This window comes from Marivita sp. S2033 (assembly GCF_046592965.1).
Taxonomy (GTDB): Bacteria; Pseudomonadota; Alphaproteobacteria; order Rhodobacterales; family Rhodobacteraceae; genus Marivita.
This window is the reverse complement of the sequence record NZ_JBISBV010000001.1, coordinates 660,490-674,038: the sequence shown is the minus strand read 5'-3', so window position 1 is coordinate 674,038 and position 13,549 is coordinate 660,490. Positions and strand designations below refer to the sequence as shown.

The following is a 13,549-nucleotide window of genomic DNA, read 5'->3' as shown; positions in this document are numbered from 1 at the left end:
TCGAAGGGAAGGGACTTGGTATTCAAACGGCGGGACAGGCGGTCGATATGGGCCACCCTCCGCGAGGCGTTATGGCCGCGTGGCGGGTGGGGACGTGCCGCCCGCTATGTCCAGCATCGCCTGAACCGTTTGCCCGACCCACCCGAACGTATCGCACGCGGCATATTTGCCGGAGTGTTCACCACCTTCACACCGCTTTTCGGATTGCACTTTGTGGTTGCCGGTCTCTTGGCCTGGGTCATGCGTGGCAACATCATCGCCTCGCTTCTTTCGACCTTCTTCGGCAATCCCCTGACATATGTGCCGATCAGCGTTGCCTCGTTGCAAACAGGATACTGGTTGCTTGGCCTGCGCAAAGACGCGCCACAGCATGGCAGCGTGCCATATAAATTCGCCAAGGCGAGCGAGGACCTCTGGCGCAATTTCCGAACGTTGTTCAATGATACCGAGGCCGACTGGGCAAGCCTGACCCTCTTTTATCACGAAGTGTTTTTTCCGTGGCTTGTGGGCGGGGTGATCCCCGGAATCATCACCGCGTTGATATGCTATTACCTGTCGGTGCCCCTCATCCGCGCCTATCAGAACCGCCGTATGGGCGTTTTGAAGGCAAAACTTGCGGCGTTGAAGAAAAAGACGAAACAGGCTGACGACGGGTAAAGGACGGGCTAGGTTCGATCCTGAGAGACGGAGGCGAAGATGAGCAAATTTGCGGGCCCGCTGCGGCTGGGTGTGAACATCGATCATGTGGCAACCTTGCGCAACGCGCGCGGCGGCGATATTCCCGATCCGCTCCGCGCGGCGCAATTGGCCGAACGTGCCGGAGCAGACGGCATCACCGCCCATCTGCGCGAAGACCGCCGCCACATCCGCGATGACGACATCGACCGGCTGATCGACGGAATCGGCATACCTCTGAATTTCGAGATGGCCGCGACCCGAGAGATGCAAACCATTGCCCTGCGCCACAAACCTCACGCCGTTTGCATTGTCCCCGAGAAACGCGAGGAGCGCACCACCGAAGGCGGCCTCGACGTGGCGCGTGATGAAAACAAACTGGCGGATTTTATCGCACCATTGCGCGAGGCCGGGTGTCGGGTGTCGATCTTCATTGCCGCTGACGAACGCCAGATCGCCGCAGCGCACCGTATCGGTGCCGAGGTGATCGAATTGCACACTGGCGCTTATTGCGACGCTCACGCCGAAGGGCGACTCGAGGATCGCGACCGCGAATTGGACGCTCTGCGCAAGATGTCGGCACACGCCCACGCGCTGGGACTTGAGGTGCATGCGGGGCATGGGTTGACTTATGAAACGGTCAAACCCGTCGCCGCCTTCCCCGAGGTGATGGAACTGAATATCGGCCATTTCCTGATCGGCGAATCCGTGTTTCGCGGGCTTGAACCGGCAATCGCGGAAATGCGCCGCCTGATTGATGAGTCTCGGGCGTGAAATTCGCCGTCTATGCCGGACTGCTCTGCGCAGGTGTCGCCACGTCGGCGACGCCTCAGGTCGTTCGGAGTTGCGACACGTTCGAAGCCAACGCCCGCAATCTGATGTTCCCGGTCGAACAGAACACGCGAAGCTTTGCCAATGGCGACATCCGCCTCATCGCGCTCGATACCGGCGGTGAGCCGGTCTGTTGTTCCGCGCATCTCATGGTGCTCTTTCCAGCGCCCGAAGATCCGGGGGGATTGTGCGCTCTCATTTCAAATGACGGTTCGTTGGGATGGGCTGGTATTCTGCTTGAAAAGGCAACTGCTCTCTATGACCCGGCCATCGGCCTCACGGTTTCGGTCCCTGTGATCGAGTATATCGACGGCATCCAAGACACGCGCCTCTCAATCGCGGTCAACGTCAATCAGCAAAGTGGCGTCGTAACCGTTCGGACGGACCTGCCGTGATCCTGGGCATCGGCACCGATCTTGCGAATATCGACCGGATCGCCGGTACGCTTGACCGGTTCGGCGACCGGTTTCGCAACCGTGTGTTTACCGACACCGAGCAGCGCAAGGCCGAACGCCGCCGCGACACCGTCGGAACCTATGCCAAACGATGGGCCGCGAAAGAGGCGTGCTCGAAAGCGCTCGGGACGGGCTTGCGCATGGGCATCGCCTGGAAGGACATGTCGGTACACAACCTTCACACCGGTCAGCCGGTGATGGAGGTCACAGGTTGGGCCAAGGAACGCCTTGATGCGATGACACCGCCCGGCCACGAGGCGATCATCCATGTCACGCTGACCGACGATCATCCTTGGGCACAGGCAACGGTCTTGATCGAGGCGCGGCCCAAGTAAGCTGCGCATTGCTTGACACCCGCGTCGCCCCCGCTCATGTAGCGCGGATCATCGCGCAAGGGGCAACGAACATGGCGTCAGAAACCAAAAAGAGCGGCGGCATCGTCGAGACGATCAAAACCATCGTCTATGCGCTCTTGATTGCGGGCATTTTCCGCACGCTGTTTTTCCAACCTTTCTGGATTCCGTCGGGGTCGATGAAGGACACGCTCCTGATCGGTGATTTCCTGTTCGTCAATAAAATGGCCTATGGGTATTCCTACGCATCGTGCCCTTCGCTTTACCTGCCCAATCTGGGAATCGACATTGACGCCAGCGACATTTGCGGCTGGGCGGACGGTGACAATTCCCGCCTGTTCGGTTCAGAGCCGGAACGCGGCGACGTGGCGGTGTTCCGCCATCCCGTCTCGGGGCGCGACTTCATCAAGCGGGTGATCGGCCTGCCCGGTGACAAGATCCAGATGATCCGCGGCGTGCTTCATATCAATGGCGAACCCGTCAAGATCGAGCCGCAGCCCGATTTTGAGGAAACCGCCGCGCCGCAAGGCCCGCAGGGGTTGCGCCCTCGCTGCGCCAATGGCGCGGTCGGAACCGGCGGCGTCTGCGTGAAAGAGCGGTTTCTTGAAACCCTGCCCGGAGGAACGACCCATTCGATCCTCAATATCGGCAATCAGGGGTCCGACAACACGCCGGTCTATTCCGTGCCCGAAGGCCATTACTTCATGATGGGGGACAACCGTGACAACTCCTCGGACAGCCGCGTGCCAAGCGTCGCCGGTGGTGTCGGGTTCGTACCGTTCGAGAACTTCGTCGGCAAAGCAAATCGCGTGGTGTTCTCCTCTGCCGGATCGTCGATGCTGTTCTTTTGGACATGGCGCGGGGATCGTTTCTTCGAGAAGATCGAGTGAAGCTCTCGGCGGATCTTCAGGCACTGTCCAAGCGGTTGGGGCATCGGTTCGAACGCCCTGCCCTGCTGGTGCGCGCCGTCACTCATTCTTCGCGCGCCGGGGCCAACCGCGACGACAACCAGCGGCTGGAATTCCTGGGCGACCGCGTTCTGGGCCTTGTCATGGCCGAAGCATTGCTGGCGAGCGATAAGGCGGCAAGCGAGGGCCAGCTTGCCCCGAGGTTCAACGCGCTGGTGCGCAAAGAGACCTGCGCCGACGTGGCGCGCGAGATCGATCTGGGCGCAGCCCTCAAGCTGGGACGATCCGAGATGCTGTCCGGAGGACGGCGCAAACAGGCGTTGCTGGGCGATGCTTTGGAAGCGGTCATCGCTGCGGTCTATCTTGATGCGGGGTTCGAGGCTGCCAAGGATCTGGTGTTGCGATTGTGGGGGCAGCGCATCGGATCGGTCGAGGAGGACGCGCGGGACGCAAAAACGGCGCTCCAGGAATGGGCACAGGCGCGCGGCATGCAGCCGCCCGCTTATGTCGAATTGTCGCGCGATGGGCCGGACCACGCGCCGAGCTTTACCATTTCCGTGGAACTGGAGAGCGGAACGTCGGCGCAAGCCAAAGCCGGATCAAAGCGACAGGCTGAACAGGCGGCGGCCAAGTCTCTGCTCGACAGGCTTGAGGATCAGTCTTGAGCGACAACCTGCGTGGCAGTTTGTTCATGTGCCTCGCCATGCTGGGATTCGCCATCGAGGACGCGTTCTTCAAAAGCGCGACAGGTGGGTTTGGTGTGTCCGCCGGGGTTGGAACACTATTGTTCGGTGTGTTCGGTACAACATTTTTCATCCTGCGGTCGCTCTGGATGCGGGAGCGGGTTTGGACCCGCTCATATGTGGAGCGCCCACTGCTGATCCGCTCATCCTTTGAAATTGTGGGCCGCCTGTTCTTTGCACTCGCATTGACCTTTGCACCCTTGTCAACAACGTCAGCGATCCTTCAGGCCGCTCCGCTCGTGGTTACTCTCGGGGCGGCGTTGGTTTTGAAAGAACCCGTTGGGGTTCGCCGTTGGAGCGCCATGATGGTCGGATTTTTCGGGGTTCTGCTTATTGTTCGCCCAACGCCATCGGGGTTCGATGCGACATCGATCTTTGCCATCTTGGGCATGATCGGGTTTGCCGGACGCGATCTCATGACGCGTGCAAGCCCTCCTGAAGTGACGGCGACGCAACTGGGCATCTTGGGGTTTGTCATGGTGTTCATCGCCGGTTGCGTCATCAGCGTGTTTGAGTCAGCCCCGTTCGCCGCGCCCAATCCCGGTGCGCTTGCGCTCTTGATGGGCACCGGGTTGGCGGGCGTCATGGGCTACAGCGCGCTGACCAAGGCGATGCGGACCGGCGAAGTGTCGGTCGTCGCGCCGTTTCGTTATTCACGATTGCTGGTCGCACTGATCGTCGCCTACATCATCTTCGGCGAGCGTCCCGATCTGCTCACCTATCTTGGCGCGGCTCTGATCGTGAGCAGCGGGACCTATACGTTGGTGCGCAGCGGGCGCGTCCGTGCGCGCTGAACGTCAGACCGGCAAGGACCGTTCGCCGGTTTCTTCCAGAAATGTCACAAGCGCTTTGTTGAATTCCTCGGCATGGCTGACATTGCAGCCGTGCGGAGCCCCCTTCAGAACGTGCATCTGGCTACCCGCGACCATCTCGTGCGTGCGCTTGCCCGAGCCTTCGATGGGAACGATGCCGTCGGCATCGCCGTGAATGACAAGTGTCGGTGATTTGATCTTCTTGAGATCCTCGCGGAAATCGGTCGTGGCCCAGGCTTTCATGCAGCCAAGCGCAGCCTCCTCGCTGGACGTCTTGCAAAGCGCCAGCGCCTTCTGGCGTTCTTCTTCCGAGACTTTCAATTCGTCATTGGCGCTGAAGAAATCCTTCGTGAAATCTTCGAAGAACGCGTCACGGTCCGACGTCAGAGCCGATTTGAACTCATCCGCCGCCTTTTGCGTCAACGGCCCATCGGGGTTGTCGTCGGTCTGCAAGAGATAGGGCGGCACTGCCGACGCAAAGACCAAGCTCTTGATGCGGTCCTGACCATGGTTGCCGACATATCGGGCGACTTCTCCGCCACCCATCGAGAAACCTACCAATGTGACGTCGTTGAGATCGCGCGTTTCGATCAGATGCGACAGGTCGGCGGCGAGCGTGTCGTAATCAAACCCTTCGCCGGGCCGGTCAGACTTGCCGAAACCGCGCCGATCATAGGCGATGACATGATATCCGGCGTCTGCCAGTACATCGATCTGGTGCTCCCACGCAGCCGAAGAGAGAGGCCAACCATGGATCAGGATCACCGGGCGGCCGGAATTCGGTCGCTCCTCGACGTATAGCTCAACTGCGTTTGCCATGATGGGATCTCCTTGGTTCAATCAGACGGTACACTCCGTCTTCTGGATTAAACCCGCTGCGCGATGCGATTGTTCCGAACTGCCAACGCGCGCACGGGATCACTGGTCAAGCGCGGGAATTTCGGATATGCGCGGGCGTCTCATTCAAAGGAATTCCAATGACCACACGCGCTGGTTTCGTCGCCCTGATCGGAGAGCCCAACGCGGGCAAATCCACGTTGACCAATCAGATGGTCGGCGCGAAAGTGTCGATCGTCACCCACAAGGTCCAGACCACCCGCGCGCGTATTCGCGGCGTCGCCATTGAAGGCGAGGCACAGATCGTACTGGTGGACACGCCGGGCCTGTTCAAGCCGCGCCGCCGGTTGGACCGCGCGATGGTCGCCGCCGCGTGGTCGGGCGCGTCGGATGCCGACATCGTCGTGCTTCTGATCGAGGCCCATCGCGGCATCACCGAAGGCGTCGAGGCGATCCTTGAGAACCTTGGCGAAGTCGTCGGCAAGCGCCCTGTTGCTCTGGCCATCAACAAGATCGACCGCGTGGAGGCGCCAAAGCTTCTGGCGTTGACGCAAAAGATGAACGAGAAGTTTCCGTTCACCGAGACCTTTCTGATCTCGGCCGAGAAAGGACACGGCGTCAAAGACCTGCGTAAATGGTTGGCGAGCAATTTACCCGAAGGCCCGTGGCTCTACCCCGAGGACCAGATCGCCGACTTGCCGCTGCGGATGATTGCGTCTGAGATGACGCGCGAGAAACTGACGCTGCGGCTGCATCAGGAATTGCCCTATCAACTGACCGTCGAAACCGAAAGCTGGGAGGAACGGGACGACGGATCGGCGCGGATCGACCAGATCATCTATGTCGTGCGCGATGGTCACAAGGGCATCGTACTGGGCAACAAGGGCGAGACGATCAAGGCGATCAGCAAGGCCGCGCGCGAAGAACTGGAAGAGTTTCTGGGTCGTCGCATTCACCTGTTCATGCAGGTGAAGGTGCGTGAAAAATGGCTGGATGAAGCCGAGCGCTATTCGGAGATGGGGCTGAATTTCAAGGATGGAAACTAAAAGCTGTTCGCATCCCTTCGTGATGCACGCTTGGCGCAGATGACCCGCCTGACGGCTGAATTCTGGGTGCATGCCTACATGCGCCGCTTGTCCCTGTTTGACATTCCCGCCTTCGTGACGGCGCATGGCGACAACACCGCGGGCGCTGTTCTGGTCAAGCTCAATACGCTGGACGGACAGGCGAAAGCCTTTGTGCGCCAGTTCGATTTGCTGACCGGACATCGTGCGTGGCAGATTCTGGCAGACGGACCCGAGGCGGATGTGGATGACAGTATCGACAAGCAACGCAGTTTCGACAGCGATCTTTGGGTCATTGAAGTCGAGGATCGCGCTGGCCGGCATCTTCTGGATGAAGACGGGCTGTCGGAGTAGGATTAGCGCATGGATTGGCGCGACACCGGAATTTTGCTGAGCAGCCGCCGTCACGGCGAAAATGCCATGATCATCGACGTCTTCACACCGGAGCGCGGACGTCATGCCGGTATCGTGCGCGGCGGCGCGTCGCGAAAGATCGCGCCGGTCCTGCAACCCGGCGCACAGCTCGATCTGAGATGGCGCGCGCGTCTCGAAGATCATATCGGCAGCTATACGGTCGAACTACAGCGCTCACGCGCCGCGATTGCGATGAGTGACCGCGTGGCGCTGGCAGGATTGAACGCTGTCGTTGCTCTTTTGGCGTTCACCTTACCGGAACGCGAACCGCATCTGGCGCTTTACGCGCACAGTCAGGCGCTTCTTGATCTGCTCGATCAACCGGATCTCTGGCCGCTGGCTTACATGCGCTGGGAAACCGCGCTTCTGGATGAGATGGGATATGCGCTCAACCTTGCGACATGTGCGGTGACGGGATCTCAGGACGATCTCGTTTTCGTATCCCCTAACAGCGGTAGAGCTGTGTCAAAAGCCGGTGCTGGAGAGTGGATAGATCGCTTGCTGCCACTTCCCGCCGCTTTGAAGGGCGAGGGAGACGCCACAGACCGTGAGGTGATCGACGCGCTCGGGACAACGGGCTATTTCCTCGAGCACAAACTGGCTGCGGGGCAAATCGGCAAACCCCTGCCTGTCGCCCGTGCGCGATTTCTGGAAGCGCTTGACCGTCGTGCGCGAACCGCCGGATAGCGGCGACAGCCCGACCTGCCCGCACATGCCGGTTTTTCCCAAGAGCGCCGGTCGAAAACAACGTCACACCGTCTTTTCAGTCTGACACATGCGCGCTAGACAGAAGACATGAACATGAAGTTGCCAAATACGCTCACGGTTCTGCGCCTTCTGGCGGCGCCTGGACTGGCGTTGATGTTCCTTTATTTCTCGCGCCCGGCTGCGGATTGGTTCGCCCTCATCCTGTTCGTTCTGGCCGCCGTGACCGATTGGTTCGATGGCTATCTCGCGCGCGCCTGGAAACAGGAAAGCAAGCTTGGTGCGATGCTTGACCCGATTGCCGACAAGGCGATGGTCGTCATTGCCCTGATGGTGATTGTGGGCTATTCGTCAATGTCGCCCTGGCTGGTGCTGCCAGCGACATTCATCCTGTTTCGCGAAGTGTTCGTTTCGGGGTTGCGTGAATTTCTGGGCGATACCGCAGGCACGCTCAAGGTTACGCCGCTGGCCAAGTGGAAAACAACGTTGCAGATGGTGGCGATTGCCGTGTTGTTCGCTCAGGGCGTGTTCGAACACTACTTGGGAATATCAGTCATCGACATGGGCCCCGAGACATTTCAGGGCGTGATGGACGGTGACATCGAGGACCGTTACGGCCTTTGGTGGAAACACGCCGGGATGGTCTGGGCCGGGAACCTTGGCATCGTTTTGTTGTGGGTGGCAGCGTTTTTGACTCTGATCACCGGATGGGACTATTTCCGCAAAGCGTTGCCCTTCTTGAAGGATTGATCTGATGGATGTTCTTTATTTCGCCTGGGTCCGCGAACGGATCGGCTTGCCGAAGGAAACGGTGGAGACGGCCGCGACGACCGTGTCCGAGCTCGTTGAGGAATTGCGCACCAGAGAAGAACGCTATGAAATGGCATTTTCGGATCTGAGCGCGTTGCGTGTCGCGGTGGATCAGGAGTTGACAGACTTCGATGCGCCATTGCACGGGGCGCGCGAAGTTGCGTTCTTCCCACCGATGACCGGCGGTTGAATATGCGGGTCGTGGTGCAAGACGCTCCGTTTGATTTCGGAGCAGAGGCCGAGGCATTCGCGAGCGGGCGGCACGACATGGGCGCGATTGTCACCTTCACCGGAGTTGTGCGCGACACTGGTAAAAATGCGCTCAGCTCGATGGAAATCGAGCATTACCCGGGGATGACCCAAAATGCGCTTGAAAAAATCGCCGCCGAAGCGGTCGCGCGTTGGTCTCTGGGCGATGTGCTTGTGATCCATCGCTTTGGTCACATGGAACCCGGCGAAAAGATCATGATGGTGGCGACTGCTGCACCGCACCGCAAGGATGCGTTCGAGGCCGCGGAGTATCTCATGGACTACCTCAAGTCCCGCGCGCCGTTCTGGAAGAAAGAACATGCGCGCTCCGGTCAGACCGATTGGGTGGCTGCCAAGGATGCCGACGAAGACGCGCTGACCCGCTGGTAGCTTGAACGGGCACGGCTTTGGTCATATCATTTGACCAATTTACGCAGCATCGAGTGCCATGCCCTTTCATCCCGTCACACCCGAGAAGCTCTCGACCGCGGTCACGCGTCAAATCGAGCAATTGATCCTGCGCGGTATCCTGCGACCGGGTGAGCGTCTGCCCTCGGAACGGGAACTGTCCGACAGGCTTCAGGTGTCGCGCCCGTCGCTGCGCGAGGCGATCGCCGATCTGTCACAGCGCGGCTTGCTTACGAGCCGCGCCGGTGCCGGGGTATACGTTGCCGATGTCCTGGGCTCGGCCTTTTCCGACGCGCTGATACAGTTGTTCGCCAATCACGACGAGGCGGTTTTTGATTACCTGTCCTTTCGTCGCGACATGGAAGGTCTGGCGGCGGACCGCGCGGCGCGCCTTGGGTCGGACACCGACCTGAAGGTCATCGCCACGGTGTTTGCCCGCATGGAGGCCGCACACCACAAACGCAATCCCGAGGATGAAGCGGCGCTGGACGCCGAGTTTCACCTGTCCATCATCGAGGCCAGCCACAACGTCGTCATGCTCCACATGATGCGGTCGATGTACCAGCTTCTGCGCGAAGGCGTGTTCTACAACCGCCAGATCATGTTCCGCCAAAACATCACCCGAACCATGCTGCTGGATCAGCACCGCGCGATCAACGACGCTCTTCAGTCACGCGACGGTTCGGCAGCGCGGCAAGCCGTGGTGGATCATCTGACTTACGTTGAAACCTGTCTAACGCAGGACCGAAAGGCCGAAGCGCACGAGGCCGTCGCGCGGCAGCGATACGAACGGACCCTGGCAAAGGGCTGAAACGTCTGAATGCGTTTCAGCCCCGCCGCGAAACATCGCTTGCCTAGCTTGCCACCCGCGTCTTCATCAGCCCGTCCGCCTTCAACCGTTCCAGGCACTCGTCCAGCGACTTACGCGCGCGCTCTATCAGGATGTCGATTTCGTCTTTCGAAATCACGAGCGGCGGCGAGATGATCATTCGGTCACCGACATGGCGCATCACCAGATTATTGGCAAAACACCGTTCGCGACAGATGAAGCCGACCGTTCCCGCATCCGCCTCGAATGCCGCGCGCGTTTTCTTGTCAGGTGTCAGCGCGAGCGATCCCATCAGCCCGACAATCCTGGCTTCACCCACCAGCGGATGGTCTGCCAATGCCTCAAACTTCTCTTTCAGGTAAGGGCCGGTCTCCGTCGCGACACGCTGGACGATCTGCTCGTCTTCAAGGATGCGCAAATTCTCGAGCGCCACGGCGCAGGCAACCGGATGCCCGGAATATGTGTAGCCATGGTTGAACTCGACCGAATTTATGACCTCGGCCACCTCATCACAAACGATTGACCCGCCGATGGGTTGATAGCCGGATGACAACCCCTTGGCGACGGTCATGATGTGGGGTCGAATGTTCACGGTCTGGCTTCCGAACCAGTTGCCGGTGCGACCGAAACCGCAGATCACCTCATCCGCGATCAGCAAGATGCCGTATTTGTCCACGATGCGCTGAACTTCGGGCCAATACGAGTCGGGCGGTATAATCACGCCGCCCGCGCCTTGGATCGGCTCTGCGATAAACGCCGCCACACGCTCGGGACCAAGCTCCTTGATCGCCGTCTCAAGCTGGCGCGCGCGCTCAAGGCCAAACGCCTCGGGCGTCATGTCGCCGCCTTCAGACCACCAATCGGGCTGGTCGATGTGGTGAATATCAGGGATCGGCAATCCGCCCTGCATGTGCATCCCCTTCATTCCGCCAAGGCTGCCCGATCCGACGGACGATCCGTGATAGGCGTTCCAACGGGAAATGACGACGTTGCGCTCCGGCTGGCCCTTGGCGGCCCAATAGGTGCGCACCATGCGCAGATTGGTGTCGTTCGCTTCGGAACCCGACCCGGCGAAGAACACCTGATTGAACCCGTCTGGCGCCAGCTCGGCGAGCTTTTGAGACAGCGCGATGGCAGGCACGTGGGTCGTCTGGAAAAACGTGTTGTAATACGGCAATTCCTCCATCTGACGCGCCGCCGCCTGCGCAAGTTCCGAGCGTCCGTAGCCGATGTTCACACACCAGAGCCCGGCCATGGCGTCGAGAATCCGATTGCCGTCGCTGTCATTCAGCCACACGCCATCGGCCCGTGTAATCACCCGCGCGCCTTTTTGCGCAAGCTCACCGCCATGTGTGAACGGATGCATGTGATGCGCGGCGTCCAGCGCCTGCAACTCGTCGGTCGGCAGTTGGTTAGAGATCATCGCCATAGGATTTGGTCCTCTCAGAAAGGTTGGCATCAAAATATGATCAAATTATTTGGAGTCAATCGAATCAGGAAAGACCGTTCCGGATCTGCTCCATTCCCTGCACGACATCCGCCTCCATCGCCGATGCGGCCCTGGCCTCGTCCTTGGCGGCAAGCCCGTCCAACACATCCTTGTGTCTGTCCGGAAGGTTTCGCGTTCCGACCTGACCACACACCACCCGCAAGGATGGCCCGAACCGCAGCCACAGCCGATCCACCATCTCGGTCAGGATCGGGGCCTGTGCCAAGGCATAAAGATCGGCATGAAAGCGATGATTCTCGACCAGATAGCGGCCGACGTCGCCGCGCTGGATCGCGCGATCCAACCGTAGATCGGTTTCCGTCAGACGTGCAATATCGTCCGATCGGGCATGTCGCGCCGCACGCGCAGCGAGTTCCGGCTCCAGCGCCTTGCGCGCGATGGTCAATTGGTTGATTGCCGCGACGTCCAACACCGGCACGGCGATGCGCCGGTTGCCCAGAAACGCCAGCGCGCCTTCCGCGGTCAGCCGCCGCAAAGCTTCGCGAACAGGAGTCATGCCAACGCCCAGCGCGTCGGTTAACCCTTTGATCGTAACGGGTTGACCGGGCTCCAGTTCTCCGAACAAGACCTGATCCCGCAACTGGCGATACACCACCTCATGCGTCGGCAAGCCCGCCGTTCCCCTGTCTAGATCAGGTGAAACAAACCCTGTCATCGTGAAACTCCAAACTCCAGAGCACTACCTTCAAACTGCCGTTTCAAAGGATCGGCGATGCTAACTTGCGCGATCATTCATGGCGTGAAAACATGACAGCTATTGCCAGATCAGGCAACATTTGATCAAATTCAAATCGACGGGGCCGCAAGTGCTTCGGGATCAACGGGAGACGGAAATTGCAAACGAAACTGCTGACGATGACTGCAAGCGCCGCATTGATGGCCTCATTGGCCCATGCGGACGAGGTGCGGGTCTATAACTGGTCCGACTATATCGACGAAGATTTGCTGAGTAAATTCGAAGAAGAAACCGGCATCGACCTGATCTATGACGTGTTCGACAGCAACGAACTTCTGGAAACCAAAATGCTCGCCGGCGGGTCCGGTTATGATGTGGTTGTTCCCACCGGAACGTTTCTGCAACGCCAGATTCAGGCCGGTGCATTTCAGAGGCTCGATCCTGAAAAACTGCCGAATCTCGACAACATGTGGAATTTGATCACCGAGCGGACCGCCCAGTACGATCCCGACAATGCCTATTCGATCAATTACATGTGGGGCACGACCGGCATTGGCGTGAATGTCGATAAGGTAAAGGAGATCCTGGGCGAGGATGCCCCGATCGACAGCTGGGAACTGATCTTCAACCCCGACAACCTCTCCAAGCTGGCGGATTGCGGCGTCCATATGCTGGACGCTCCGGCCGAAACATTTCCGGCCGCTTTGAAATACATCGGAGAAGACCCCGATAGCCACGATCCTGACGTGATCGCCAAGACAGAACCCGTTTTCATGGCGATCCGGCCCTATATCCAGAAGTTCCACAACTCGGAATACATCAACGCGCTGGCCAATGGCGATATCTGCGTGGCGGTTGGCTGGTCCGGCGATATCCTTCAGGCGCGCGACCGCGCCGAAGAGGCCGGCAACGGCGTCAATATCGCCTTCAACGCGCCGAAAGAGGGCGCGCAGATGTGGTTTGACCAGATGGCCATTCCGGTTGACGCGCCCAACCCCGATGCCGCGCACAAGTTCCTGAACTTCATCATGGAAGCTGAAAATGCTGCGGCGGCGTCCAACTACGTCTATTACGCCAATGGCAACAAGGCGTCCCAGGAGCATCTGGTCGAAGACGTGATAGGCGATCCCGCGATCTATCCGTCCGAGGAGGCGATGAACAACCTCTTTACCACAACGCCGTTTGATCCGCGCGTACAGCGCACCGTCACGCGGCTCTGGACCAAGATCAAGTCTGGCACCTGACCGGCTCTGACGCTGACCGCCCCCGC

The 13,549-nt window shown here is 59.6% G+C and carries 18 protein-coding genes; 15 read left to right on the top strand and 3 right to left on the bottom strand.

What is annotated here, in order from left to right; genetic code table 11:
* Nucleotides 1–15: 15 nt before the first annotated feature.
* From ACGKZZ_RS03195 to ACGKZZ_RS03165, 7 genes are all read left to right on the top strand, one after another.
* Nucleotides 16–657, top strand: coding sequence for a DUF2062 domain-containing protein (locus tag ACGKZZ_RS03195; RefSeq protein WP_411221985.1), 642 nt, complete (start codon nt 16–18; stop codon nt 655–657).
* Between the two features lie 39 nt (nt 658–696).
* On the top strand, nt 697–1,449 hold the full coding sequence (locus tag ACGKZZ_RS03190) for a pyridoxine 5'-phosphate synthase (protein WP_411221984.1): 753 nt from the start codon (nt 697–699) through the stop codon (nt 1,447–1,449).
* Nucleotides 1,446–1,901, top strand: coding sequence for a hypothetical protein (locus ACGKZZ_RS03185; protein WP_411221983.1), 456 nt, complete (start codon nt 1,446–1,448; stop codon nt 1,899–1,901). The genes ACGKZZ_RS03190 and ACGKZZ_RS03185 overlap by 4 nt, the downstream gene beginning before the upstream one ends.
* A complete protein-coding gene (acpS, locus tag ACGKZZ_RS03180) occupies nt 1,898–2,296 on the top strand; it encodes a holo-ACP synthase (protein ID WP_411221982.1) in 399 nt (132 codons plus the stop codon). The genes ACGKZZ_RS03185 and acpS overlap by 4 nt, the downstream gene beginning before the upstream one ends.
* A gap of 71 nt (nt 2,297–2,367) precedes the next feature.
* Nucleotides 2,368–3,204 carry a signal peptidase I gene (lepB, locus tag ACGKZZ_RS03175; RefSeq protein ID WP_411221981.1) on the top strand — a complete coding sequence of 279 codons (837 nt, stop codon included), beginning with the start codon at nt 2,368–2,370 and terminating at the stop codon, nt 3,202–3,204.
* Complete coding sequence (rnc, locus tag ACGKZZ_RS03170) at nt 3,201–3,887, top strand: ribonuclease III (protein ID WP_411221980.1); 687 nt, start codon at nt 3,201–3,203, stop codon at nt 3,885–3,887. The genes lepB and rnc overlap by 4 nt, the downstream gene beginning before the upstream one ends.
* Nucleotides 3,884–4,759 (top strand): DMT family transporter, encoded by an 876-nt coding sequence (locus tag ACGKZZ_RS03165; RefSeq protein WP_411221979.1) that lies wholly within the window; start codon nt 3,884–3,886, stop codon nt 4,757–4,759. Before rnc ends, ACGKZZ_RS03165 begins: the two co-directional genes overlap by 4 nt.
* Before the next feature lie 3 nt (nt 4,760–4,762).
* On the opposite strand, the gene ACGKZZ_RS03160 is transcribed toward ACGKZZ_RS03165, so the two are convergent.
* Entirely contained in the window at nt 4,763–5,596 is an 834-nt protein-coding gene (locus ACGKZZ_RS03160) for an alpha/beta fold hydrolase (RefSeq protein ID WP_411221978.1), read from the bottom strand.
* 158 nt (nt 5,597–5,754) lie between these two features.
* Here ACGKZZ_RS03160 and era point away from each other — a divergent pair, with 158 nt between their 5' ends.
* The 7 genes from era to ACGKZZ_RS03125 all read left to right on the top strand — a co-directional run bounded on the left by era (nt 5,755) and on the right by ACGKZZ_RS03125 (nt 10,075).
* The gene (gene era, locus ACGKZZ_RS03155; RefSeq protein ID WP_411221977.1) at nt 5,755–6,660 is read left to right on the top strand and encodes a GTPase Era; all 906 of its coding nucleotides are present in this window, start codon (nt 5,755–5,757) and stop codon (nt 6,658–6,660) included.
* Nucleotides 6,661–6,699: 39 nt separating this feature from the next.
* Entirely contained in the window at nt 6,700–7,032 is a 333-nt protein-coding gene (locus tag ACGKZZ_RS03150) for a DUF1491 family protein (RefSeq protein ID WP_411221976.1), read from the top strand.
* A 9-nt stretch (nt 7,033–7,041) separates the two neighbouring features.
* The gene (recO, locus tag ACGKZZ_RS03145; protein WP_411221975.1) at nt 7,042–7,779 is read left to right on the top strand and encodes a DNA repair protein RecO; all 738 of its coding nucleotides are present in this window, start codon (nt 7,042–7,044) and stop codon (nt 7,777–7,779) included.
* 108 nt (nt 7,780–7,887) lie between these two features.
* Nucleotides 7,888–8,547 carry a CDP-diacylglycerol--glycerol-3-phosphate 3-phosphatidyltransferase gene (gene pgsA / locus ACGKZZ_RS03140; RefSeq protein ID WP_411221974.1) on the top strand — a complete coding sequence of 220 codons (660 nt, stop codon included), beginning with the start codon at nt 7,888–7,890 and terminating at the stop codon, nt 8,545–8,547.
* 4 nt (nt 8,548–8,551) lie between these two features.
* Nucleotides 8,552–8,797, top strand: a complete 246-nt coding sequence (moaD, locus tag ACGKZZ_RS03135; protein WP_411221972.1) for a molybdopterin converting factor subunit 1 — start codon at nt 8,552–8,554, stop codon at nt 8,795–8,797.
* Between the two features lie 2 nt (nt 8,798–8,799).
* Nucleotides 8,800–9,246 (top strand): molybdenum cofactor biosynthesis protein MoaE, encoded by a 447-nt coding sequence (locus ACGKZZ_RS03130; protein WP_411221971.1) that lies wholly within the window; start codon nt 8,800–8,802, stop codon nt 9,244–9,246.
* A gap of 58 nt (nt 9,247–9,304) precedes the next feature.
* On the top strand, nt 9,305–10,075 hold the full coding sequence (locus ACGKZZ_RS03125; protein ID WP_411221970.1) for an FCD domain-containing protein: 771 nt from the start codon (nt 9,305–9,307) through the stop codon (nt 10,073–10,075).
* A gap of 43 nt (nt 10,076–10,118) precedes the next feature.
* On the opposite strand, the gene ACGKZZ_RS03120 is transcribed toward ACGKZZ_RS03125, so the two are convergent.
* Nucleotides 10,119–11,522 carry an aspartate aminotransferase family protein gene (locus ACGKZZ_RS03120; RefSeq protein WP_411221969.1) on the bottom strand — a complete coding sequence of 468 codons (1,404 nt, stop codon included), beginning with the start codon at nt 11,520–11,522 and terminating at the stop codon, nt 10,119–10,121.
* Nucleotides 11,523–11,586: 64 nt separating this feature from the next.
* On the bottom strand, nt 11,587–12,258 hold the full coding sequence (locus ACGKZZ_RS03115) for a GntR family transcriptional regulator (RefSeq protein WP_411221968.1): 672 nt from the start codon (nt 12,256–12,258) through the stop codon (nt 11,587–11,589).
* 200 nt (nt 12,259–12,458) lie between these two features.
* On the opposite strand from ACGKZZ_RS03115, the gene ACGKZZ_RS03110 reads away from it, so the two are divergent.
* Nucleotides 12,459–13,523 (top strand): polyamine ABC transporter substrate-binding protein, encoded by a 1,065-nt coding sequence (locus tag ACGKZZ_RS03110; RefSeq protein WP_411222201.1) that lies wholly within the window; start codon nt 12,459–12,461, stop codon nt 13,521–13,523.
* Nucleotides 13,524–13,549 lie beyond the last annotated feature (26 nt).